Genomic DNA, 26,880 nt, shown 5'->3' on the forward strand with positions numbered 1-26,880 from the left:
AAAGTTTTTCGCTGGAAAGGAAAATACTGGATGTTGGTTGATAACTGGTCCGGTATGAGTTTTTATTATTCCGATGATGCAGCCACTTGGACGAAACAGCAAGGTGAAAGGATTCTGGAGCTTCCAGGAAAAGGAAAGGAGGATCAGGCTATTGGCGGTCATGCGGATGTGGTAGTTTCAGGTGGCCGTGCTTTCGTATATTATTTTACTCATCCTGGCAGAGTTACGACAAAATTTGCAGACAATGTCGAAACTCGCCGCAGTGTAATTCAGGTAGCTGAACTGGAATATAAAGACGGGGTAATAACTGTGGACAGGGATAAGCCTGTTTACATAGAATTAGAAAAACGAGGAATTAACAGAAGAAAATAAAGGACAATAATAAATTAACCTGTTGGGTGTAATTCATAAAATTTTTATTTAACACATAGAAACATCGATTTTACTTTAAAAAGAATGCAAAAAAAAGAAATACATTTCTTTTACATAATGAGTTTATGTGTGTGTTGAAAAAGTGAAGCACCTATTTTTGAGTTTACAAAATCGATGTTTCTATGTGTTGAAAACAATTACATCCAATGGGTTAAATAATAATAGAAAAGTGAGTTATTCTTGTTAAAATATAAAATGTTTTTTTATCAATAAATCGTTTTACTGATAATAATTAATGTTTAAAGATAAATAAAAGCTGATGTTTAAAAAATTGAAATTTATATTTCCTGTATGTTTATTTCTGCTTGGATTTAATGAAGCTTTTACGCAGGAAAAAGTAAAATGGGGAGATTGGCAAACTTGGGGAGATCAAAACGATGGAACTTATAAGAATCCAATACTTCCTGCTGACTATAGCGATTTAGACTGCATAAGAGTGGGAAATGATTACTATGCAGTTTCTTCAACTTTTCAGTATTCTCCCGGTTTTATTATTTTGCATTCTAAAGATTTAGTGAATTGGAGTATCATCAGCCATGCGGTGAATGATATTACAAAAATTTCACCGGAGATGAATTGGGATAAAATGAATATTTATGGCAGAGGTATTTGGGCAGGAGCTATTCGTTATCACAATAATAAATTTTGGATTTACTTTGGAGATCCGGATCAGGGCTATTTCATGACAACTGCTCCAAAAGCAGAAGGCCCTTGGGAGCCAGTTACTCAAGTTCTGGCAGCAAAAGGGTGGGATGATGGCTGCCCGTTTTGGGATGATGACGGACAAGGTTATTTTATAGGGACCAACTTTGCTGATGGATATAAAATTCATCTGTTTAAAATGACTCCTGATGGAAAAAACTTAATTAAAGAATCGGATAAGGTAATTTATCAATCTAAAGGAAGCGAGGCTAATAAACTCTTTAAAATCAAGGATACTTATTATCACTTCTTTTCGGAGGTAAAGAATGAAGGAAGAGTAGTAATGATGGAACGATCTAAGAATATTTACGGTCCATACGAAGGTCCAAAGCAGTTAAGTTATGCTCAAAAGGAATATAATGAACCTAATCAGGGAGGCATTGTTCAGACTCAAAAAGGAGATTGGTACTTTTTGACGCATCATGGAACTGGTGATTGGTCCGGCAGAAATATGAGTTTACTTCCTGTTACCTGGATAGATGGATGGCCAATTTTAGGAAATCCAGATATTCATCAGATTGGTTCAATGGTTTGGTCAGGAAAGAAACCTATTTCGGGTATGAAAAAGATAAAACCGCAAACGAGTGATAATTTCAATAAAGCAAAACTTACTCAGCAATGGGAATGGAATTATCAGCCTAGAGATGATAAATGGTCATTAACAGAACGTAAGGGATGGCTAAGATTAAAAGCTTTTCGGCCTTTAGAGAAAAATAATATGGTAAAGGCTGGTAATACTATAACGCAGCGTTCTTTTAGAACTCCATTTAATGAAGTAATTGTTAAGTTGGATTTACAAGGAATGGCTAAAGGCCAAAAATTAGGATTAACCCATTTTGGATCTCCAAACTATGCATCTTTAGGCGTAGTGTTTGATGGTATGGTAAAAAAAATGGAATATAGCGTTAAAAACTCAGTTGTAGAGGGAGGTACTATTTTAAGTAATGATTTGTGGTTAAAATCAATATGGGGATTAGATGGAGTAAGTCAATTTTATTACAGTACTGATGGATCAAAATTTATTCCATTTGGTGATCCTTATCAACTCATGTGGGGGTCATATCGAGGAGATCGAATAGGTATTTATACATATAATAACGATTCAGATAAAGGTTATCTGGATGTGGATTATTTCAATTATCGCTTAGAGAAGTAATAAATTATCAAATGAAATTCTATCAAAAAATGAAGTACAGTATATCGCTTATCTTATGTTTAATAATGACAGGATATAGCCAACAAAAAACAAACGCGCAAAACATAAAAGATGAACTTAATTCAACTAAAAATAGATATAGTTCTTATCTCTTTGTTTATTTTACAGCAGCAGATAAAGATGAAGAACAAATTCGATTTGCACTGAGCGATGATGGATATAATTTTAAAGCGTTAAATCGCAATCAACCCATTTTAAGTTCAGAAAAGATTAGTGAAAGCGGAGGAGTTCGCGATCCACATATTATGCGTACGGTTGATGGCAAAGCATTCTATATGGTTGCTACAGATATGGTAGCTGCCAAAGGATGGGATTCAAACCGGGGAATGGTATTGCTGAAATCTACTAATTTGATAGACTGGAAATCCAGTAAAGTCAATGTTCCCAATACATTTTTAGAGTTTAAATCAGTAAACCGTGTATGGGCACCTCAAACAATTTATGATCCTGTAAAAAAGAAATACATGATTTACTGGTCTATGAGATCAGGGAATGAACCTGATAAAATCTATTATGCTTATGCAAATAAAGACTTTACAGCACTCGAAACTGAACCGAAACAATTATTTTTTGAGCCTAATAATAAAGCTTGTATTGATGGAGATATTATTTACTATGAAGGTAAGTATCATTTGTTTTACAAGGATGAGGATAATTATAAGGGAATCAAAAAAGCTGTTTCGAACAAACTTACAGAAGGGTACATAAAGCAGGACAAACTGCTACAGCAGACTACGGATGCAGTTGAAGGATCCTGCGTTTTTAAGCTAAATAATTCAGATTCTTGGATTTTAATGTATGATGTGTATAGAAAAGGACAGTACCAATTCACGAAAAGTGACGACCTTGAAAATTTCAAGATAATTGACCAAGAAGTGACGATGGACTTTCATCCGCGCCATGGAACAGTTATGTCCATTACAAACGAAGAAGCTAAAAGACTTCGAAAAAAATGGATGAGTGGTTCTGAAATATTAAATCAACTCAATCAAACTGAAAAAAAACATTAAGAGGCATCATTTGGTGAAACTGACAAACAAAATCATAATTTAAATAAAAAATATTCTATGAAATTCATTAAAAATATACTTTTAGTAATGTCCTTTATAGCATTTCAGTTTACTGTAAATGCACAGTTACTTAGAAAAAACATCAATATAAACAGAGAATGGAAATTTAAGCTGGGTGATTATTCAGGAGCTGAAGCGTCAGTATATAATGATTCGGAGTGGGATAATATAGGTCTCCCGCATTCCTTTAGTATGCCTTATTATCAGTCAGCTAAATTTTACGAAGGTTATGGCTGGTACCGCAAGAATATTGATATTCCAGAAGAGTGGCTTGGGAAAAGAGTAAGCCTTGATTTTGAAGGTGCTTATCGGACCGCTGAAATTTATGTCAATGGAAAATTAGTAGGGAAACACAATTCAGGGTATACCGGTTTTGAAATTGATATAACCAAAGCGATTAAAAAAGGACAGAATACGGTTGCCGTCAGACTAAATAATCTTTGGGATTCCCGTGTAGCACCACGTGCTGGAGAACACGTTTTCAGTGGAGGAATTTATCGTGACGTAAAATTAGTAGTTACCGATCCCGTCCATGTTGCTTGGTATGGTACTTTTGTCACGACTCCAAGTGTTTCTAAAGATTTGGCTACGGTAAACGTAAAAACGGAAGTTGTCAATGAAAAAAACACCGAAGTTTCGGCTACTGTTCAAACGACAGTACTGGATATTAATGGAAAAAAACTGACGGATTTTTTATCAACGAAAAATATTCCAGCGGGTCAAATCGTTACTTTTGACCAAACCAGCAATCAAATTAAGAATCCTAAATTATGGAGTCCAAAAATACCAAATCTTTATTCGGTAAAAACAACAGTGCTTGTCAATGGTAAAGCAGTAGATGATTTTATTTCACCATTGGGTTTCCGCAGTATTAAGTTTACTGCCGATAAAGGATTTTTCCTGAATGGGGAACGTTATTATTTTAAAGGAGCCAATGTGCATCAGGATCATGCTGGTTGGGGCGATGCCGTGACCAATAATGCCTTTTTAAGAGATATCAAAATGATGAAAGAAGCCGGATTTGATTTTATCCGTGGGTCTCATTATCCTCACGATCCAGCTTTTGTAGAAGCCTGTGATAAAGAGGGAATGCTGTTTTGGTCTGAAACTCCATTTTGGGGTTCTGGAGGTTCACGAACTGAAGGGGATTATGAAGGGAGTAATGCCTATCCAACAAATCCTGATGATTGGGTCGCATTTGACCAAAGTGTTTTGGAACAAATGAAAGATATGATTCGAATCCATCGTAATCATCCTTCTGTTATCGTATGGAGTACCAGTAACGAACCCTTCTTTACAACCAAAGAAACATTAGATCCAGCACGTGAATTGTTGAAAAAGGAGGTCGAATTAGGACACCAGCTAGATCCTACGCGTTCGGTGGCTATTGGCGGATGTCAACGTGGAGAAATGGATAAAATTGGTGATGTGGCAGGTTATAATGGCGACGGAGCGCGTCTTTTTATTAATCCAGGAGTGGCTAGCGTGGTGAGTGAATATGGATCTACGGAAGGGTTCCGTCCCGGAAAATATATACCGGGTTGGGGTGATTTGCCTCTTGGAGAAAATCAGGATAAAAGCTTAAAATACCCATGGCATTATGAGTGGAGAAGTGGAGAAGCTATTTGGTGCGGTTTTGATCATGGAAGTGTTGCCGGAAAGCGATTTGGCTCAATGGGGATTTTGGATTATGCCCGTATTCCTAAAAGAGCATTTTACTGGTATCGAAATGAATATACAGGAGTTCCGGCTCCTCCTGAGAGAGTTGAAGGGACAGCTGCTGCTATCAAACTAACCACAGATAAAACGGTGATTGCAAATGACGGAACAGATGATGCCTATTTGCTTGTCAGTATTGTGGATGCTGAGAGTAAAGAATTGAGTAATTCTCCGACAGTGAAATTAAGTATTGAATCCGGTCCGGGAGAATTTCCCACAGGTACTGCTATTACTTTCGATTCCAAGTCGGATATTGAGATTTTAGACGGATTAGCCGCTACTGAATTTCGTTCATTTTTTGGAGGAGAAACCGTTATTCGTGCCACATCGCCAGGATTGAAAGATGCAGTAATCAAAATAATGACAATTGGCTCACCCAAATTTGTTGCCGGAAAAACACCAGCAGCTGCTGATCGTCCCTATGTTCGCTTTACTGGAAAAGAAACCAAAGCAGCAGCGACCAGCTTTGGTCTTGATAACCCAACGCGAACCAGTAGTGAAGCTCCCGGACGTTTACCTCGTTTAGCCAGTGATGGTAATCCGAATTCCTTCTGGCAGGCAGCCAATACTAATTCAGACAATTGGTGGCAGGTGGATTTGGAACGGTTTGTCGATATTGCCCAAGTGAAACTGACCTTTCCGGAAGAGGCCAATTTCGGCTATAAAATTGAAACACTGGATGCTGACAATAACTGGAAGTTGGTAACCGACCAATCCCAAACCACTTCAACAGATAAAATCCGCATTGAGAATATAAATGAAAAAATATTCGGACGTTTTATAAGAGTAACTTTTACCAAATTGCCTGAAGGGAAATCAGCAAAACTGGCTGAATTTGAGGTTTTTGGTTCTATTTCCAAATAATAAAATTTTAATTATTGAAGTCTGATCGAAATGAGTAAAGTGAGTAATCTTTTTTAAAATAATTTAGAAAGTGCTACGAAAACTTCGTATAGCATCCCGCTTTAAAAAATGTTCCCTTCGGAAAGCCCAAGTTACAACGGATTTGGGCATTAGATTTAATACAAAGTGGTGTTGTATTTGTGAAATTTTGCAAATCTGAAAATGGTCTTAATTTAGCTCAAAATCTCCTGTAACAGGAAACGTTGTGTACAACCTTACCCCATCAACATTTTATTATGATAAAATTTAAAAACTGACGCATAGCTTCATTAAATGGATTTAGAATTGATGACTGCTATTTTGATGAGGTCTTTACTAATCACATAAACTTTAAATAAACTAATTTCTACAAAATGAAAACTAAATTTTTAATTCTTCTTTTTATTGCATTCTCTTATGCTGTAAATGCTCAATCATGTATTTGGGTTAGCAGTACAGAAGGTAATATATGGAAACAATCGTCAATAAATTTGCTTAAAAAAGCAACTACATCCTCAACTATCGAAATAAATGGTAATGAAAATATAACGACATTCAAATCTTGGGGGACATGTTTTAACGAACTGGGATGGGATGCACTAAATCAGCTTCCACGTAAGCAACAAGAAATTCTTCTAAGTCAGCTTTTTTCGCCCGATGGTGACTTGCATTTTACAATTGGTCGTTTATCTATGAATGCTAACGATTATGCCCGTGAATGGTATAGTTGTGATGAGAATGATGGAGACTTCCTACTGAAACATTTTAATATTAACCACGATAAAACGACTTTAATCCCTTATATTAAAGCTGCCCAACAATACAACCCTAATATGACTTTCTGGATTTCTCCGTGGTCACCTCCATCTTGGATGAAAGTGAATCACAATTATTCTGTTAGCAGTAGTAATAAATATAATCAATTATCATCATTGTCTGACGTTGCTCTTTATGAAGATAATACTGAAAAAGATTCAAAGGTTTTTCCAAAACAATTAACAGTTAACGATTTTCTTATACAAGACCCTCGCTACCTTAAAACCTATGCAAACTATTTCTGCAAATTTATTGCAGCATATAAAGAACAGGGTATACCTATTATTATGGCAATGTTTCAGAATGAGCCATGGAGTTATACAATTTATCCAGGTTGTGCATGGACAGCCGAGGGTATAATTCGTTTTAATTCAGAATATTTAGCTCCTGCACTAAAAGAGCAACATCCCAATGTGTCGCTTTATCTTGGTACAATTAATACAAATCGCTATGAAGTTATAGACCAAGTGCTTTCTGATTCTCGAATGCCGCAAACTATAAAAGGAATTGGTTTTCAATGGGAAGGTGGACAGATTCTGCCTAAAATACGAGCCAAATATCCGCAATACAAATATGTTCAATCAGAAAGTGAATGTGGTTGGGGTTCGTTCGATTGGAAATCGGCCGAGCATACTTTTAGCCTTATGAATTATTATTTAGGCAATGGATGTGAAGAATATACTTTCTGGAATTCGATATTGTGTGATGATGGAGTTAGCAATTGGGGTTGGAAACAAAATGCGTTGATTCGCGTTGATTCAAAAACAAAAACAGCAACCTATACACCTGAATATTATGCAGCAAAACACTTTAGTCACTACATAACCTCCGGGTCTAAAATAGTAGTTTATAAGCATGACAAAGACGATAAATTACCTTTATTGGTAGTATCTAACCCTCAGGGAAAATATGTTGTTATTGCAGGTAATTTCAATGAAGAGAATAAAAATATAAACGTAAAATTCGGCGAACGCTATTTGAATGTAACGCTTCAGCCTCATTCTTTTAATACTTTTCAATTAAAGTAGTTTCAAATATTCTCTTCCCACTAATTACTTTATTATACAAATAAAAATTTCGGCCATTGAATGCGTCGACCTCACTAACGAAGCCTTTCTCAGAAACAAGAATATCAAGGCCTATTATCAAGGTTATGATTGTATTCAATAGCTGGAAGTTAGTAATCGACCAATCCAAAACGACTTCAACTGATAAAATCCGCATTGAAAATATAAATGAAAAAATATTCGGACCTTTTATAAGAGTAATTCTTACCAAATTGCCTAAAGGGGAATCAGCAAAACTGGCTGAATTTGAGGTTTTTGGTTCTATTTCCAAATAATAAAATTTTAATTATTGAAGCTTGGTCGAAATGAGTAAAGAGAGTAATCGTTTTTTAGATAATTTAGTGAGGCTGTCCAAAAAGACAGCCTCATTCAGTTTTAAAAGATCCCGGTTTTTTTAATTCTCCTTGGAAGATTTATGCTTCATTGCTGAATTTTGCTTCTTTATAAAAGCGGTATTTTACATACTACAAAGCCATATAAAATTGATGCAAAATTTATTTTCTATAAAAAACCACATTATTATAAAAGTTAAAATTTTTATAAAAAGATTAAAACATTTTACAAAATAAACTTTTTAGTATATTTTTGCCTTGTAAAATAATATTATGATGTTGACAAAAGCTGAAAGAACAAAACAATTTATTATAGAAACGGCAGCTCCAATTTATAATCAAAAAGGAATTTCAGGAGCTAATATTGATGATGTCCTTGATGCCACTAAATTAACAAAAGGGTGTCTTTATGGTCATTTTGAAAACAAAGAAGATCTCTCCTTGCAGGTTATTGATTATATGATTGAAAATAATTCCAAAAAATTAGTTTCAATGATCAGCAAAGAGAAAACTGCTAAAGGAAAAATATTTACCTATTTTGATTTTTATAAAGATCCAATAGAAACTCATATTAAAGGAGGCTGTCCTTTAATTAATATGGCTGTTGAATCTGACGATAATTTTCCTCTTGTTAGGGAAAAAATAGCCGGAGTATTTAGACAAGGCCAAAATATGTTTGTTGAAATTTTAAAACAAGCTATTCAAAATGGGGAATTTTCTAACGACCTGATACCTGAAATTTATGCTTTCAAAGCTGTTGCCGCAATTGAAGGAGCTGTTGTTATGTGCCGCATTATGAACACAGCAAAACCAATGCAGGGATTGATAAAAAGTCTGAAAGCCGAATTAGAGAATTATTCAGTTTAATTTTTTTATCTTAAAATATACTTTTTAGTCTATTTTAAAACAAATTAATCAGTTAATAAATCTAAATATATCAGTAAAAAAGTCTAATATAATATACTAAAAAGTCTAAAAATAATCTAAAAACCAATTTATAAAATAAAATAATTATGAAACAAACAATTTTAATAACAGGCGCATCATCAGGTTTTGGTTTGCTAATTGCAAACGAACTACACAAAAAAGGGTACAACGTAATTGGTACAAGCAGAAACCCTGAAAAGTATATATCAAAGTTACCATTCAAAATGATAGCTTTAGACCTTGATTCAGAGCAATCCATAAACACTTTTTCTGAAAGAATTTTTAAGGAAATAAGTCAGTTAGATATTCTCATAAATAACGCGGGCTTTTTAGTTTCAGGAATTGCGGAGGAAATACCCATTGAGTTAGGAAGACAACAATTAGAAACTAATTTTTGGGGAACCATCAAGGTAACTAACGCTGTATTACCGCATTTTAGAAAACAAAAATTTGGTAAAATAATTACTGTGGGTTCAATTGTTGGGCTTGTATCATTCCCTAATGCTGCTTACTATGCCGCTTCTAAACACGCATTGGAAGGGTATTTCAAATCATTGCGTTATGAATTGAATGAGTTTAATATTAGTGTTGCCATGATTGAACCGGCTGCTTTTAAAACAAGTATTTTAGATAATTCATCATCACCATTAACGAAAATTGAAGATTATAATTCGTTAAGGAAAAAAATTGAAAAATTCACAAACGACTTAGTAGAACAAGCCGAAGATCCTAAAATGGTTGCAGAAAAAGTGCTTAAAGTAGTTCAAACGGATAAGCCTAAATTTAGGAACATTGTGGGTAAGGGTACTTCTACTTTACTCAATCTTCAACATTTTGCTTATGGGATTTTAGAAAAAAATGTTCTCAAACAATTAAACAAATCTTAAAAAAATAATAAAAAAATGGAAAATAATGCATTAACAACAGAGACACAATACGCAGATATTGATAACAAAAAAATTGGCTACCGAAAAATTGGGAATGGAGCACCTATTATTCTTGCCAACCGTTTTAGAGGAACATTAGATACTTGGGATCCCTTGTTTCTTGACTTATTGGCTGAAACCAATACTGTAATTACTTTTGACTATTCAGGTATTGGTTATTCTGAAGGTGAATTGCCACTGGATTTACATCTTGTAGCAGCAGAGGTGGTAAAAATAGCTGACTATCTTAATATTGATAAATTTGTAGTAGGTGGTTGGTCGTATGGAGGACTTATTGCTCAATACACAACATTTTTATACCCAACAAGAGTACTGAGTACAATCGTTATTGGCAGTAATCCAATGGGTAAAAATGAAACACCTCTTTCTCCTGTCTTTTTGGAAAAAGCATTGAAACCGGATTATGATTTAGAAGATATAATTACACTTTTCTTTGAACCAAAATCTGAATCAAGCAGAATTGCTGCACAAGCGTCAGCTGTAAGAATTGCTCAACGACTTGACCAATCAAAAGTTCCGGCAACACAAGAAATATTTCAACGCTTTTTCGCTCCTTCAGAGCAATTAGCATTAGACAAGGATAACTTTAGAGAAGCATATAAAACTTTACAAACACCTGTATTGGCGATTTCTGGAGATAATGATATTTCTTTTGCTGTAGAAAATTGGTTTCCTCTGCTTCAAAAAGCTCCTTCTCTTCAGCATATTATTTTTCCAAATACTGGTCATGCGCCACATTATCAATACCCTGAATTAGCCACATCGTATATTAAAACTTTCATTAAAAATACGAATAATTAAAATGAAAAAGTTTTTAATTACATTTATGCTAATGATAGGTTTAATTAGCAGTTTATTTTCACAGACTAATAATTCTGAAATTATGAAAACTTCAAATGCCCAAAATGGAAACTACACTTATGCTACAGTTCCCACTAAATTTGTAGAAGCTAACGGTATAAAATTCGCATACAGATCCTATGGTAAGCAAGGTGACATACCTGTTATTTATCTCAACCACTTAACGGCAAACCTTGATAACTGCGACCCAAGAATTATGGATGCCATTGCGGCACATCGCCATATTATTTCTTTTGATTACAGGGGCGTAGGTGCTACTACAGGTGAGCAGGGTACAAGCATTCCAGACATGGCAAAAGACGCGATTGCCTTTATCCATACCCTTGGGTACAAGCAAGTGGATATTATGGCATTTTCTATGGGTGGTTTTATTACACAAGAATTACTTTTGCAAGAGCCGACTTTAGCTCGTAAAATTATTCTTGCGGGAACCGGACCAAGAGGTGGAGAAGGAGTTAGTGATGTGGTTGGTTTAACGTATAAGGATATTTTAAAAGGTCTGTTCACATTCAGAGATCCTAAATTTTATCTATTTTTTACTCAAAACAAAGTAGGTAAAGAAGCGGCCCGTGATTTTTTAAAACGTCTGAAAGAAAGAACTGAGAACCGTGATGAAAAAGTAAAATTTAGTGTATTGAAAAATCAGCTTAAAGCTATTGAAACATGGGGACATGACAAGCCTGCCGATTTAAGTGTTTTCAAACAATCCATATTAGTAGTAAATGGCGATAATGACAGAATGGTACCAACGCCTAATTCGTATGATTTAGCAAAGCGGTTTCCTAATGCTGAAAAAGCAATAATTTATCCAAATTCAGGACATGGCGGTATTTTTCAATATCACGAAGAATTTCTTAAAAAAGCAATACCATTTTTAAATAAATAAAATGAAAAATATATCATTAGGAATTATCTTGAGTATAGTTGCATTATTTGATGTTAATGCTCAAAGGGCAAAACCTCTAAAGGTTGCAACAAATGTAAAATCAGAAAAGCATATATCTTCATCTATATTATTATGGATGCGGACAGATAAATCGCGTCAAGATGGAATGAACCGTTGGAAAGGACCACATTCAAAGATAATTTCTGCAAATAAAGGACTCTTGGAATACCGTCAAATACATTTTGCAGAAAACAATACAGGTTTATGGCCAGCAATTAGTGGCGTTGAAACGAACATTCCTCAAAATCGTAAAATTGATGGTGTAGCTGATGTTACATTAAAAAATCTATTTTCACTATTTAGAGGTAAAAAACAAAATAAATTGGCTTATACCGATGAAGTAAATTTGTTTAAACGAACCATTCTTTATGCCGCTTTTCCTCATTCTTATTGGTACAAAGTAGCAGACACTGATACTAAAATTGGAGCAAATGCAATGGTTTTTTTTAGAAAAAAGGACAGTGTAAGCGATACCGATTTTAAAAAGTTTATAAATGACGAATTTACGCCTATACTTGCCAATACTGGAATGCTTAAAGAATTGAGAAATAAAGTTTATAATCCCTGGAAACAAAAACAATGGAACACTCCAAATGTAGCCCATGACAATGATAAGGCAGATCAGTTTCAAGCTTCTATTATGCTTGGTTTCGCAAATAAAAGTGAAATGGAAAAATTCTTTAAAAGCGAAGTAATTAAAAAACTTTCTGACAGAATTGCTGCCTACTGTTCAGCAGTTGATGCTTATGATGTTTTTGAAACAATCACCTTTGTAAAAGATGGTAAACAAATTCAATAATTAAAGTAAAAAACAGAACTGATGAAAGCATTCATAGTAAAAAAATACGGTAAAAAAGAAAGATTACATTTAACGGATTGGGCTGAACCTACTGTAAATGAAAATGATGTATTGGTACAAGTACATTCGGCAGGTGTTAATGTGATAGATTTACTCATACGAAATGGGGATTTCAAACTTTTTCTACCCATGAAACCGCCTTTTCTATTGGGACGTGATGTGGCAGGTATAGTCATAAAAACGGGTTCAAAAGTTAGTAAGTTCAAAGTTGGAGATGAAGTTTATTCTAGTTCAGGCGATCATCATCTGGGTACTTATGCTGAATACATTTCTATTAATGAAAATGATGTAGCATTCAAGCCCAAAAATCTATCAATGGATGAAGCTGGTTCTATTCCGTTGGTTGGTTTAACTTCTTGGCAGGCACTTGTAGAAATAGGAAAAATTAAAAAAGGTCAAAAAGTCTTTATTCAAGCAGGTTCGGGTGGCGTGGGTACATTCGCTATTCAATTAGCAAAACATTTAGGTGCTTTTGTAGCAACAACTACAAGCTCAAAAAATATAGACTTAGTAAAAAGCCTTGGTGCAGATTTAATTATTGATTACAAAACCGAAGATTTTGAAAACAAATTGAAAGACTACGATTTGGTATTGCACAGCAATAAAGATTCAAAAATTCTTGAAAAATCATTACGTATTTTAAAATCTGGCGGACAATTAATTTCTCTAGTCGGACCACCAACACCTGAATTTGCCGATGCACTTGGTTTGTCTTGGCCTTTAAAATTGGTGATTAACCTATTAAGTTTTAGTGCAAGAAAAAAGGCAAAGAAACGGAATGTATCTTTTAAATTCCTGTTTATGAAAGCAGAAGGAAAACAATTGGGAGAAATAACCAAACTAATAGAAGCAGGAATTATTAAACCGGTCATTGATAAAGTGTTTCCCTTTGAGCAAACCAATGAAGCATTGTCTTACGTTGAAACTGGTCGGTCTAAAGGGAAAGTTGTTGTTAAAGTAAAGTAGTTCTGTATGTGTGGGGTTTTCGTTAAAGTTTGCTAAAGTCAGTCTCTGAAAAGATTTCAGTTTAGTTGCAAATAAATATAGGAAGGTATTTGTCAATTATACTTACTCTGATAAATATAACAATTCATATAACTTCTAGGAAATCTCCTCTTTGTGTTTTAATTGCAATTATCTAAAGAAAATGTATAGTAGATATTAAGATTTTTAGAGATATGGTTATTTTAATATATTCGAACCTGAAGTCGGAACGGCTTGTCAATGCTAAGTTTTTATTTTTATAAAAAGCAATGTGCCACGATTCTGTCACAAAATTTAAAACGTACAAAATTGATTTAATAATAAATTTAAATGCCTTAACTTTTTGCGGAAAAAAAGGTATCAACTCCAAAAATGAGATCAATAATAATCACCATAATGTAATTACATTCACAATAATTATTGCGTTTTCTCAAATTTTATAGGATTTCATAAAACCACATTAAGATTGACTACAAATTACTTTAGCTGCCGACTTTGCTAATTTAATTGGTAACGAACTTTCAGTCCCTTTGCTTCGCAGAATTGCACCTTCAAATAACATGATAACCTGAATAGCCAGCGATTCACTTTCTTTAATTTTTGCCTCTACTAGATACTTTTCAATGAGTCCCTTTAGTGCATTAGTATGGACATCACAGGCTGATTCTATTTCTATTGCCTTATGGGCATATTCTGTTTTTGCATTCATTGCAAAGCAACCGTTAAGATTACCAGCATCCACTAGCTCAACAAGAAAGTCAAAAATCATTAAAGCCTTATCAACTGGTTTGTCTAATGTAGATTTTTCTATATAATCGCTTATTGCTCTATACGTGATTTGGTGGTAATAATTAAGGGTAGCAATAATCAGCCCCTCTTTTGATGTGAAGTGTTTGTAAAGTGTTCGTTTGGATATTCCAGTACTATCAACGATGGCGTCTACGCCGGTGGCATGAAAACCGTTCTTGTAAAAAATGTCATATGCACTTTTAATCATTTCGTCCCTTTTTTGGGATTTTGAAACTTGATTTATTTTTTTTTCCATGAATAAAAAAATTTCTTGCAAATGTAAACCGTTTAGTTTACATTTGCAACATGTAAACAGATTGGTTTACATGTTATGGACATAACATCTAAAAAAAACAAACACAATTTAAATATTTTCAAAATGAAAGAAAAAAATAAAATGGGGACTGCGGTAGTAACTGGTGCATCGTCAGGTTTAGGTGAGGTATTTGCCGAAAGATTAGCAAAACGTGGTTACGATTTAAAATTGGTAGCACGCCGTAAGGACAGATTAGATGTACTGGCAGAAAAATTAGAAGGCAAGTACGGAATTAAGGTAACCAACTTAGTTGCGGATTTAGGTTTAGATACAGATTTAGAAAAAGTAGCTGAAGTGTTAAGAAATGATAAGAGTATAACATTGCTTATTAACAATGCAGGTACTTCTACACTTACGTCCGTTACTAAGACTAGCGTGATGAAACAAAAGGAGATGGTAAATGTAAATGTAACTGCGTTAATGCTATTATCTGGTGCTATTCTACCGCAGTTTTTAGAGAGAAATGAAGGTACTTTAATTAATATAGCTTCGGTACTTGGATTTTATTCCTTACCTATAAGTGCTATCTATAGTGGTACAAAAGGGTTTGTAGTTCAGTATACCAAAGGGTTACAAGAAGAAGTAAAAGGAACAAATATTCATGTTCAGTTGGTAAATCCTGCAACAACTGCAACAGAAATATGGGAAGTTGGTGGCGTTCCACTATCTGCATTGGAACAGTCGACAATAATGACATCTGAAAATTGTGTTGATGCCATTCTTTCTGGACTAGATAAAGGCGAATTACTGACACATCCGTCTGTAAATGATCAAAATCTAATTGATGCTTACGAAGATGCCCGTATAAAATTAATGCAAGGTTCACAAACTGGTCAACCTGCGGAACGATATACCAAAAATTAGGAATTTGGACCTTTGCTTACGGAATTTTAGAAAAAAATATTCTTAAACAATTAAATAAATAATCAAAGTATTCACTGTAAACAAATAAATCAATAAAGTTAAAATAATTAAAAAAATGAAAGCAATAATATTAAATGAAGCAGGCAGTGTTGATAATCTACGATATATAGAAACCTCAAAGCCAACTATTAAAAGTAATGAAGTTTTGGTAAAAACAATTTCATTAAGTGTAAATGTAATTGATTATAAAGTAAGGTCAAATGATGGAGCGCTGAATTGGATTCTTGGCGCAGACAGACCCGCGATTATTGGTTGGGATTTGTCAGGAACAATAGTTGAAGTTGGTGATGACGTAACCGATTTCAAAATTGGTGATGCCGTTTTTGGAATGGCAAATTTCCCAGGAAAAGGAAATGCTTATGCAGAATTTGTTGCAGTACCATCAGCACATTTAATCTTAAAGCCTACAAATGTTTCTCATCAAGAAGCAGCATCGGCTACACTTGCAGCTCTTACGGCTTGGCAAACTTTGGTAGAAAGAGGGAATGTAAAAAAAGGAGACAAAGTGTTAATTCACAGAGCGTCGGGCGGGGTTGGACACTATGCCACACAAATTGCTAAACATTTTGGAGCTTATGTAATAGGTATATCATCAGCAAAAAACAGAGAATTTGTTTTACAAAATGGAGCAGATAAACATATAGATTATACAACAGAAAATTTTCAAGACATAGTTTCAGATGTTGATTTTGTGTTAGATACCATTGGAGGAGATACTATTTTAAAATCATTAGATATAACAAAACAAGGCGGAACAATTGTTTCAATTGCATCTAGCAATCTTTCTAATGAAGAGCTTGAAAAAGCAAAATCAAAAGATGTGAATTTATCATTTCTACTTGTACAGTCATCAGGTGAAAACATGTTGCAACTTTCACAACTAATGGAAAAAGGAATACTAAAATCACATATTTTTAAAACATTCACTTTTGACCAAATGGGCGATGCGCATTTGTATTTAGAAAAAGGCAGAACTGTTGGTAAAATTGTAGTGAATATTTAAGAACAGGCAGACCCCAAAATAAAGTTATCCTAATAATTTTTCGCATATATCTCGACAATGGTTTTTAATACAAATAATAGAAACCATCATTTAGATATATGAGTAATTTTTTAAAATTAAAAAATGAAACAAATAATCAATATTTTAGTAGTACTGGGGATTGTCCCTTTGTTTGTATTAGGTGCAGTAAATGTATTTGCTCCTTTAAATACTTTTGATTTATATGGCATTAAACCATTAGGCATAATGACTTATAGTACATTTAGAGGAGCCATAGGCGGTATGCTTATTGGTGGAGGTTTAATAATGCTTATGGGTTTAATCACCAAAAACAAAACTTGGTATCAAGCCTCTTTATTGCTAATAGCTGTAATACTCACTTGCAGAATTATTAGTGTACTATTTGACGGCTGGACAAATGATTTATTACCGGCAGTTATAACAGAATTGTATATAGTTGTTGTAATGTTTTTTGCCTCAAAACAATTAGATGCTTCTAAAAAATAAAAAGCGTTTACTTAAATAATTGAAAATAAAAACGAAGTTCTATTAGGAATAGTTCTCAATGCCTGAAATTCACAATTGGCCAGAGCTGATAAATTATTTGACAGATGAACAGCTCTCTCAAAGCATTGGAATTAATAGAAATTGCGGAATATATTTACTTGGCCACTTAACCGCAATTTGACCACTTTACCGAAAACAAAAAAACCGCCTCAAGTTTTTGAACAAGAGACGGTTTTGTTTTTAGATAATTATTTATTCTTTGATAATCTTTTTCACGATAATTTCATTACCATTTTTGATGTTCAAGAAATACATTCCGGTAGGCAATTTATCCAAAGACATCACTTCTAAAGTACTGGTCAAAGCTTGGGACTGCAATTTCATTCCTAATGAATTGTATAGTTCAAGTGTATCACCGCTGCGGACTTCACTTACTTTTATGTTCAATAGGCTGGTAACAGGATTAGGATAAACGGTTACGCCTTTAGCAGTATTTTGATTTTCTATACTATTTGAGGTTTTATCACTGTTTTTGCTTTCTATTTTAGCCGAAGCTGTGCAAGAACCTAGTTTGTCACCATGATTCAAATGCGATTGAACTGAATTGGAACTCACACAAATTTCTTTATTATTATGACAAACCATAACTTTATCATTAGAGTTGCCACACTGTACATTTATCGTTTTAATCACGATAGAAGCTGTTGTTAGACAACCTTTAGCATCAGTTATTATCACAGTGTATGTTCTTGCATCTGATACCGAGATGGCTTGCGCTGTCTGGTTTGTACTCCATAAATAAGTGTAAGGAGCTGTTCCTCCAGCTGGAGTCGCTGTAATACTAAGGGATGTTGGGCCATATCCAATATAGATGGTGTTTTTTTCGTCAACAGCAGCATTAAGGGCATACACGTTTGGAATCGTTGCGGTCAATTGAATCGCATTGGTATCGTCACAATCCGTATGGTTAGTTACACCACAGGCTGTAAGAGTATTTGAACCTAATCCATCTCCATCGTTATCAGCATATAAAATTTTGCTGTCATCACAATCAGTGTTGTTGGCAGCATACCCTTGAGGAGCAACAGATACACACAACATTGCTGTTACAGTGGATCCAAATCCATCCTTATCGGCATCCACATAATATTGGATTGGCTGATGAACAGTCGCATCGCTATCATTACAATCGGTGTTGTTGGCAGCATATCCTTCAGGAGCTATTGATGCGCACAACATTGCTGCTGCAGTCGATCCAAATCCATCCTTGTCGGCATCCACATAATATTGGATTGGCTGATGAACAGTCGCATCGCTATCATTACAATCGGTGTTGTTGGCAGCATAACCTTCAGGAGCAGTAGACGCGCACAACATTGCTGTTACGGTGGATCCAAATCCATCCTTGTCGGCATCCACATAATATTGAATTGGCTGATGAACAGTTGCATCGCTATCATTACAATCGGTGTTGTTGGCAGCATACCCTTCAGGAGCTATTGATGCGCACAACATTGCTGCTGCAGTCGATCCAAATCCATCCTTGTCGGCATCCACATAATATTGGATTGGCTGATGAACAGTCGCATCGCTATCATTACAATCGGTGTTGTTTGCAGCATACCCTTCAGGAGCTATTGATGCGCACAACATTGCTGCTGCAGTCGATCCAAATCCATCCTTGTCGGCATCTACATAATATTGAATTGGCTGATGAACAGTCGCATCGCTATCATTACAATCGGTGTTGTTGGCAGCATATCCTTCAGGAGCAGTAGACGCGCACAACATTGCTGTTACAGTCGATCCAAATCCATCCTTGTCGGCATCTGCATAATATTGGATTGGCTGATGAACAGTCGCATCACTATCATTACAATCGGTATTATTGGCAGCATAACCTTCAGGAGCAGTAGACGCGCACAACATTGCTGTTACAGTCGATCCAAATCCATCCTTATCGGCATCTGTATAATATTGAATTGGCTGATGAACAGTCGCATCATTATCATTACAATCAGTGTTGTTCGTAGCGTATCCTTCAGGAGCTACAGATAAGCACAACATTGCTGCTGTAGTCGATCCAAATCCATCCTTATCGGCATCTGCATAATATTGAATTGGCTCATGAACAGTTGCATCGCTATCATTACAATCGGTGTTGTTGGCAGCATATCCTTCAGGAGCAGTAGACGCGCACAACATTGCTGCTGCAGTCGATCCAAATCCATCCTTATCGGCATCAACATAATATTGAATTGGCTGATGAACAGTCGCATCATTATCATTACAATCACTATTGTTCGTAGCGTATCCTTCAGGAGCTACAGATGAGCACAACATTGCTGCTGCAGTCGATCCAAATCCATCCTTGTCGGCATCTGTATAATATTGAATTGGCTCATGAACAGTTGCATCGTTATCATTACAATCGGTATTGGTGGTAGCATAACCTTCAGGGGCTTCATTTACCGTAAATAAAGCACTGGTAGTTGATCCAAAACCATCACGATCAGTATCTAAATAATACGTCTTATTAATGGTTAGCGGTTGTGCAACTGAAGTTGCAGCATTGTAGATGTCATTACCTGCTTGTGAAGCAGTGATAACAGCAGAACCTGCAGCTATAATATGAATTTTGTTATCTACAATTGTTGCTACAGAGGTATTTGAACTGCTATATGTTACAGGAAGCCCTGAAGAGGCAGCTGCTCCAGCATCAAAATCAGCATCGCTGATAGATTTAGCTCCAATTGAAGCAAAACTAAAAGTTTGTTCTTTTTTTACTATTGTTAAAACTTGCGTCTGCGTTGGTGCAGCATTGTAACCTGTATTTCCTGCCTGCGAAGCGGTAATAGTTGAGGTTCCGGGAGCAACAATATGCAGCTTTCCGTCTACTATACTTGCTACAGCTATATTTGAACTGGTATAACTAGCTGCCAGTCCTGAAGTTGCTGTTGCAGGAGAAAAATCAGCGTCGCCCATTTCTTTTTGTAAAGTCGTTTTAAGAGCAATAGTCTGACTTGATTTAGCACTTTCGACAATCTCAGTGGCACTTAAAGCTTTGTTGTAAATTTTAAATTCATCAATTGAGCCTTTAAACATTGGATCAGGCCATTGAGATTTACCCAAATAGTTTTGATTGGTACTACCTATCGTTGAAGGTTTTATAGTGATACCGGTATTCGTTGCTACTAAAGTTCCATTTATATAAATACGACAAGTATTTCCTGACTGGGTAACTGCAAAGTGTGTCCAAGTGTTAAGCGGGGTGGTAAAATTATAGGTAATACCCTGTTCTGAGCCTCCATTTTTAATAGCATAACGAATCGAACCTGTACTTCCCGTTTGAACGGATAAAAACATATATTTTGATGTTCCTGTGCCGAAGTCAAAAACGCGCATCCAGTTAGCCAAAGCATCCATTTTTACCCATGATGATATGGTAAAATCATTTAGTGTACTTACAATTCCAGTTGGCAACGTAGCATAAGCATTGGCTGTTCCATCCAGTTTAAGTGACCGACTGTATTTACCTGCATCTCTAGCAGCTGTGGCGGCCAATGTTCCGTGATTACCTCCCCAGTTGTCAATAGCGCGTGTTCCACTTGCCTCATCAAATTTCAGGTAGGTCAGCTGTCCTGTATTAGGAGTTGCCACCACTTCTGTGCTGGAAGAATTTTCCGTACTACCATCAACAGAAGAAACCACATAGTAATAAATAGTACCATTGCTAATTGCAGTATCGGTAAATTTTGTATTGGCAGTATTTCCGATAGTAGTATAAGGTCCACCTGAAGTGGTAGAACGTTTAATGTTATAGCTAAAATTCTGGATAGGATCCCATTCGATGATGTTTTTAGTATCACCAGATGCCACGGTAACATTGCTTATTGCAATATTTTGTACTGTTAAAGTGATTATTTGTGTACCTGTAATGCTGCCGTTAGCCGCAGTTAAGGTTACAGTAAAAACACCGAATTGTGTAGGAGTACCCGATATTATACCTGTAACACTGTCAACAGTTAAACCAGTAGGTAAACCTGTTGCAGTAAAATTGCTTAAGGCTTTGTTACTAATGGTATAAGTAAATGGTTTACCAATCAAAGTAGTGAGTTGTGTGTCGTTTGTAAGAACAACTGTCAAAACTTTTGCTTGTGAAGCTGCTGGCCAGTATACGCTGTTTCCTGCTTGAGAAGCAGTAATATTTGCAGTTCCGGTAGAAACAACATGAACTTTACCATTTACAATAGTCGCCACTGATTCGTTTGAACTGCTATAAGTTACAGGAAGCCCTGAAGAAGTGGTAGCAGAAGGGTCAAAATCATCATCACCCATTACTTTTTGAGCAATAGAATTCAGCGTTATCGTTTGGTTTTGATAAGTTCCTGCAATTTCAGTTGCACTTAAAGATCTGCTATATATTTTAAACTCATCAATTGCACCTTTATACATAGGGTCAGGCCATTGAGATTTACCCAAATAGTTCTGATTAGTGCTTCCCAAGTCAGACGGTTTAATAGTTACGGCAGTATTAGTTGCAACTAACGCTCCGTTAATGTACATGCTACAAGTACTTCCAGATTGGGTAATTGCAAAGTGAGTCCAGGTTTTAAGAGGAGTAGTATAATTATACGTCATCCCTTGTTCTGTTCCACCGTTTTTAATTGCAAAACGTACCTGACCTGATGCTCCTGCCTGAGCGGATAAAAACATATACTTAGATGTTCCGGTTCCAAAGTCAAAAACTCGCATCCAGTTAGCCAACTCATCCATATTTACCCATGCTGTTATCGAATAGTCAGCTAAAGTGCTAACAATTCCAGTAGGTAAGCTAGCATAAGAGCTAGCAGTTCCGTCCAATTTAAGTGCTTGTCCGTTTCTACCTGAGCTACGGCTTGCAGTGGCTGCTAATGTTCCGTGGTTTGCACCCCAATTGTCAATGCCGCGTGTTCCGCTTTGTTCATCAAATTTCAGGTAAGTAATTTGCCCGATATTAGGTGTTGCAACCACTTCGGCACTGTTAGGGTTTTCCGCAATAGTATCAACAGAAGAAACTACATAATAATAAGTACTACCGTTAGTAACAGCTGTATCAGTATATTTTGTTCCAGTAACAGTTCCGACGGTCGTATAAGGACCTCCAGAAGTAGTTGAACGCTTAATATTGTAGCTGAGATTTTGAATAGGTTCCCATTCAATAATGTTTTTAGTGTCACCTGATGCCACTATTACATTGTTTACTACAATATCTTGTACTGTCAAAGCTAAAGTTTGAGTACCTGTTGTACTGCCGTTGGAAGCTGTTAAGCTAATAGGAAAAATACCATATGCTGTTGGTACTCCAGATATTACACCCGTAGTGATGTCAATGCTTAAACCAGCAGGCAATCCAGTAGCATTAAAGCTGGTCGGGGATTTGATACCTGTAATAGTATAAGTAAATGGTTTGTTTAGCAACGTAGTTTCTACTGCTGAACTAGTAATAACAACCGGTAGGGTACGGTCGTCTAATAACTGTACATCATTACCTGTTCCTCCTTTATAGGTGATGCGTAGATTATAACCACCTATGTTAAGTATGGCCATTTCCGGTAAATCCTTAAAGGTTCCTGTTATAGCTACTGTCCCTGTATTATCAATAAGCGTATATGCTGTTCCAGATGGTAATGTACTTCCAATACTGCTTATGGTTAATTTTGGACTGTTAACCAAGTTTACGCTAGTTACATTGATTTTGTCTCCAATGGCAGTATCCAGATTAATTTCTCCTTTATAAGTGGCATCTGCATTTAGGGTTAGTGCTCCTATAGTAAGTGTACCTATTCCCAGATATCCTGGTTCAAGGATAGCACCTGGTCCTGATCCAGTTCCGATAGTGGCTGGAGCTGTACTTTTTCCTGATCCTGCAAATATTCCCTCTTCTACAATTACCGGGCTGACAAAAACACCAGAGGTTGGGTTATTACCTAAAAGGAATCTTCCTTTTTTAATTGTGGTGGTACCACCATAGGTATGATTCCCGCCAAAAGCCAAGTCGCCAGTCCCTACTTTTTCTACATTAAGAAAATTAGCAAAGGTTCCTGAAAAATAACAATTGGTATTTAAAGCACCGATACTGATTATCGGAGAACCTCCTACGTTGTTACGCAGATAACCTCTTCCTGAAAGTCCTCCAAAATGCAGCGTACCTGTTTGAAACTGGAGACTGTGGCAATCCACGCCATTTGCATCCAGCAGCCAATGTGCTTTGGCACTTCCTGATTCCGGTACTTCAAAACGTACTCGTTGATTACCACTACGCAGTTTCGATATAAATGTTCCTGTAAAGCCGCTGTTATCTCCCAAAAGATGTAAACCGGCATAGGTATTTCCATCGTGTTCCAATGTACCGCTGCCAATAAGCCTTCCTCTTAGGTTCAGCGCCCAGCTGGTTTCATACATGTAGCTTTTTTTCCCCGAAGTTACTTCAATATCATTGTAAATGGTAGCATCTCCCGACTCAGAGTATAATGAACCTCCATTCATGATAATTTTTCCAGTTCCTAAAGGACCAGCAGTTGGTATGCTTTGAGTTCCCGTTCCAGTGCCAGCTATTCCAATTCCATTTTGTGGAGGCCAGCCACCGATAGTTCCGTTAATAGTTGTATCGCCCGAGTAAGTATTAGCCCCTGAGATAAACAGGAGTCTGCTTCCGGTTTTTAGAAGACTTCCCGTACCAGTTATACTTCCTGAAAGATTTATACCCTCGGTATTGGTATTCACGTTCAATTGGCTGTTTAGATTCACTGGCGTAGTTATGGTTTGATAACTTGCAGAATTGTTAACAAGATCGCTTTTCAAAGTAATCCCATTTCCTCCAATGGTATAGGAGTTGGCATCAGAACCAAAAAGTATTCTGGAAATTTCCAGACCAGTCATGTCATTGGTTAAAGTACTTTCTGCTGAAGCGTTGAAAGTCATAATGGCAGGACTTGTAGGTACTGCGTCTTCCAACCAATTAGACGCCTGATTCCAGATTGCTGATGATGGGGTGGGACTCCAAGTAATGGTATTTGAACCAGCAACTCCGAAAGTTTCTGGTGAATTCCCGCTTTCTTGGGTATTACCAACCGAAGAAACTACGTAATAGTAAGCATTTCCGTTAGTAAGATTGATGTCTGAGTAAGTGTTTGATGTAACGGAAGCAATAGTGGTATATGGACCACCCATGGCTGGACTTCGTTTCACATTATAGGTTTTAGCTCCTGAAGCCAGTTCCCAGCTTAGATCTATTTGTTGGTCTTTGTTAACAACGACAGGTTTAGAAGGTACTGCCGGTGGAACTGATGCAAAAATCTCATTTGAAATTTCGCTTTCCAGTTCTCCAGCTAACGCCGTCACTACGTAATAATTGTTTACTTCCGGCTCTGGCATTGCATCTACATAAGATGTACCGATTATGCCAGATTGTATGATAGTATATGGGCCACCGGCTGAAAGAGAACGTTTTATTGTGTAACTGGTGGCACCAGAAGGAGCTGTCCAAGAAAGGTTGATTTGCGTAGAGTTAACAATGTTTGCCACTAAGTTCGATGGCATAGTCGGTGCCGCACTGTTGCTTATATTGATAACCAGCGATGTAGTTCCAGTGCCATTGGCATTTGTAGCACCCAAAGTAACGACTGTTTTTCCTATAGTCGTTGGTGTACCGGAAATAATACCTGTAATTGAATCTAAAGTCAAGCCAGCAGGTAAATCTGCTGCACTATAAGTTGTAGGGGTACCGCTGGCAGTGATAGCATAATTAAATGTAGTTCCAAGAGTGCCGTTAACAGATGTCATACTGCTTATTTCCGGAGATCCTGCAGCTGCAGTTTGGCTATATGCCACATTGCTGAACGTGGCAGTGTTCTGTACCGATGCATTATTTGAGACGGTATAAAATCCCGCATACAAATCAGTTGGAAAACCTGTTGCAGAATAGGCACAACCAATATTGGTCCAGTTGACACCATCCTGAGAATGATACGTAAATATCCTGGTGCCCACACGTTCAATTTTTAACCACCAAGGTGCTTTTGGTTGCCAGTGTCTTCCGACACCGCCGTTCGCCCCGAGATAAATATCCCAAAAACGAGAACCAGGCTCCAGCGATTCGCGTAACATTACGCCACAGCCTCCGGTAGTGAGCGACATATTATCCACTTTTACTACGAGACCGGTATCTCCGTTAACTTTTTTGAAATTGAAACTAAAGGCACTACTGGTTGAAGTTCCTGCACCTTTAAGAGTCCACACTCCGTTATTTAACGAAGCACTGCCTGCCAGTCCTGTATTACCGATGTCTATATGGGTCAGGTTGCTCACCGGCTGCACATGATCGGCAGGATAAAACACAGGGGGTAAACTAACTGCGGTAGAAGTATCCGACGATTTTAGATATAAGAAATCACCTCCGGCACCACCCAACGCAGTTCGCATTCTGTCGGTATTAGGAGTTGGGATCCCTTTTCGAACATTATAAGCACTATAAATAAGATTGGTCATATCACCCACTCTTGCTCCGGGTTGAATCCCCCAGCCAGTCCAATAACTTGCATAACCTCCAAAGGGGATATAGGTCATTGTAGCTCCATCAAAGGCATATTTATGATATAATTCGCCGATAGCCAATACGCGATTGTCTAACTCGGAAAACATGTCTACGTTCTGTTTGTATGCTACTTCTGCACCCCAAGCTAAAGCTGCAACCTGCACGCGCCAGTGGTCGTCCCGGCCTGTATCTCCAACTTCGCCATTGGGTAATGAGTTGCGCATCCCTCCACCGGCGTCCATTCTGTAGACTTCTATCGCTTGATTAAATTTAGTAACATCATTACAAAAAATCGCTGCGCCCAGAGCTATTTTTAGCTGAATAGCACCTTTGTTCTGGTCGCGTAATGGATAAGGTACAAAGGAAGTAGGGAATAACACCTGAGAAAAATACTTTTCTACATGTTCAGTATTTGCCTGGGTCCAGCCAGGATAAGTATAGCGGAGTATTTCGGCTCCTGTAGCCCAGAATTGGGCGTAGTCTCCAATATCAAGCATAGATTCATTACCGTCCCAGCTGGTGTTGGTTACTGCCCAAGCATCGAGCATGTCAGTAGCTTTGCGTGCATAAGCAGTATCGCCGGTAAACCACCACATAAATGCTAAGTTATGTATGGCAATCATATCGCTCTTCCATTGGTCGTTATTTAAATTTGGAGCACGGCTAACCGAAGCAAAGGGACCCCGCATCCAATAATCTAATCTAGATCTTGAGTCATTTTTAAATGCATTGTAAGCCGAAAGCCAAGGTTCCTTGGTAATATTGACCTTCAGCTGATCCAAATCGGTCTGGGTAAAAGGGATACCCGGATGTATGAACGGTTGTTGTCCCGAAATCTGCTGGGTAAACCCGAGAATCAGCAACAAGGTTCCATACAGAAATATGGAGTAAATTTTTTTCATTGGTTTATTTTTTAGATATAATTTTTGTGGTAATTAATATAATTTAACCTTAGATTTTTTACTATATAAAAAGGGTAGGAAACTGTATTGTTCAGGTCGTTTAG

The 26,880-nt window shown here is 36.6% G+C and carries 17 protein-coding genes; 15 read left to right on the forward strand and 2 right to left on the reverse strand.

Annotated features, from left to right (window positions below; all coding sequences use genetic code 11):
- From AC1DVP_RS05425 to AC1DVP_RS05480, 12 genes are all read left to right on the forward strand, one after another.
- A partial coding sequence (locus AC1DVP_RS05425) for a glycoside hydrolase family protein (RefSeq protein WP_477182519.1) occupies positions 1–372 on the forward strand: 372 nt, incomplete at its 5' end.
- A gap of 331 nt (positions 373–703) precedes the next feature.
- Positions 704–2,290: a glycoside hydrolase family 43 protein gene (locus AC1DVP_RS05430; protein ID WP_477182520.1), complete on the forward strand. Its 1,587-nt coding sequence runs from the start codon at positions 704–706 to the stop codon at positions 2,288–2,290.
- Between the two features lie 29 nt (positions 2,291–2,319).
- A complete protein-coding gene (locus AC1DVP_RS05435) occupies positions 2,320–3,360 on the forward strand; it encodes a glycoside hydrolase family 43 protein (RefSeq protein WP_477182521.1) in 1,041 nt (346 codons plus the stop codon).
- A gap of 57 nt (positions 3,361–3,417) precedes the next feature.
- Positions 3,418–6,003: a glycoside hydrolase family 2 protein gene (locus tag AC1DVP_RS05440; protein WP_477182522.1), complete on the forward strand. Its 2,586-nt coding sequence runs from the start codon at positions 3,418–3,420 to the stop codon at positions 6,001–6,003.
- 392 nt (positions 6,004–6,395) lie between these two features.
- Positions 6,396–7,865 carry a glycoside hydrolase family 30 protein gene (locus tag AC1DVP_RS05445; RefSeq protein ID WP_477182523.1) on the forward strand — a complete coding sequence of 490 codons (1,470 nt, stop codon included), beginning with the start codon at positions 6,396–6,398 and terminating at the stop codon, positions 7,863–7,865.
- Positions 7,866–7,990: 125 nt separating this feature from the next.
- Positions 7,991–8,179, forward strand: a complete 189-nt coding sequence (locus AC1DVP_RS05450) for a hypothetical protein (protein WP_477182524.1) — start codon at positions 7,991–7,993, stop codon at positions 8,177–8,179.
- A 330-nt stretch (positions 8,180–8,509) separates the two neighbouring features.
- Positions 8,510–9,103 (forward strand): TetR/AcrR family transcriptional regulator, encoded by a 594-nt coding sequence (locus AC1DVP_RS05455; RefSeq protein ID WP_477182525.1) that lies wholly within the window; start codon positions 8,510–8,512, stop codon positions 9,101–9,103.
- 146 nt (positions 9,104–9,249) lie between these two features.
- Positions 9,250–10,050 carry an SDR family oxidoreductase gene (locus tag AC1DVP_RS05460; RefSeq protein ID WP_477182526.1) on the forward strand — a complete coding sequence of 267 codons (801 nt, stop codon included), beginning with the start codon at positions 9,250–9,252 and terminating at the stop codon, positions 10,048–10,050.
- Positions 10,051–10,065: 15 nt separating this feature from the next.
- On the forward strand, positions 10,066–10,911 hold the full coding sequence (locus AC1DVP_RS05465; RefSeq protein WP_477182527.1) for an alpha/beta fold hydrolase: 846 nt from the start codon (positions 10,066–10,068) through the stop codon (positions 10,909–10,911).
- A gap of 1 nt (position 10,912) precedes the next feature.
- Positions 10,913–11,857, forward strand: coding sequence for an alpha/beta fold hydrolase (locus AC1DVP_RS05470; protein ID WP_477182528.1), 945 nt, complete (start codon positions 10,913–10,915; stop codon positions 11,855–11,857).
- A gap of 1 nt (position 11,858) precedes the next feature.
- The gene (locus AC1DVP_RS05475) at positions 11,859–12,716 is read left to right on the forward strand and encodes a hypothetical protein (RefSeq protein ID WP_477182529.1); all 858 of its coding nucleotides are present in this window, start codon (positions 11,859–11,861) and stop codon (positions 12,714–12,716) included.
- 21 nt (positions 12,717–12,737) lie between these two features.
- Positions 12,738–13,742 carry an NADP-dependent oxidoreductase gene (locus AC1DVP_RS05480; RefSeq protein ID WP_477182530.1) on the forward strand — a complete coding sequence of 335 codons (1,005 nt, stop codon included), beginning with the start codon at positions 12,738–12,740 and terminating at the stop codon, positions 13,740–13,742.
- Positions 13,743–14,220: 478 nt separating this feature from the next.
- On the opposite strand, the gene AC1DVP_RS05485 is transcribed toward AC1DVP_RS05480, so the two are convergent.
- Complete coding sequence (locus tag AC1DVP_RS05485) at positions 14,221–14,805, reverse strand: TetR/AcrR family transcriptional regulator (protein WP_477182531.1); 585 nt, start codon at positions 14,803–14,805, stop codon at positions 14,221–14,223.
- 75 nt (positions 14,806–14,880) lie between these two features.
- On the opposite strand from AC1DVP_RS05485, the gene AC1DVP_RS05490 reads away from it, so the two are divergent.
- The 3 genes from AC1DVP_RS05490 (at position 14,881) to AC1DVP_RS05500 (ending at position 17,299) form a co-directional block, all read left to right on the forward strand.
- Positions 14,881–15,729 carry an SDR family NAD(P)-dependent oxidoreductase gene (locus AC1DVP_RS05490; RefSeq protein WP_477182532.1) on the forward strand — a complete coding sequence of 283 codons (849 nt, stop codon included), beginning with the start codon at positions 14,881–14,883 and terminating at the stop codon, positions 15,727–15,729.
- A gap of 115 nt (positions 15,730–15,844) precedes the next feature.
- A complete protein-coding gene (locus tag AC1DVP_RS05495; protein ID WP_477182533.1) occupies positions 15,845–16,792 on the forward strand; it encodes an NADP-dependent oxidoreductase in 948 nt (315 codons plus the stop codon).
- Positions 16,793–16,915: 123 nt separating this feature from the next.
- On the forward strand, positions 16,916–17,299 hold the full coding sequence (locus AC1DVP_RS05500) for a DUF4345 family protein (RefSeq protein WP_477182534.1): 384 nt from the start codon (positions 16,916–16,918) through the stop codon (positions 17,297–17,299).
- 252 nt (positions 17,300–17,551) lie between these two features.
- Here the strand turns inward: AC1DVP_RS05500 and AC1DVP_RS05505 are convergent, their stop codons facing one another.
- Positions 17,552–26,776 carry a LamG-like jellyroll fold domain-containing protein gene (locus tag AC1DVP_RS05505; protein ID WP_477182535.1) on the reverse strand — a complete coding sequence of 3,075 codons (9,225 nt, stop codon included), beginning with the start codon at positions 26,774–26,776 and terminating at the stop codon, positions 17,552–17,554.
- Between the last annotated feature and the right edge of the window lie 104 nt (positions 26,777–26,880).

The organism is Flavobacterium sp. P3_A6, from assembly GCF_056403035.1.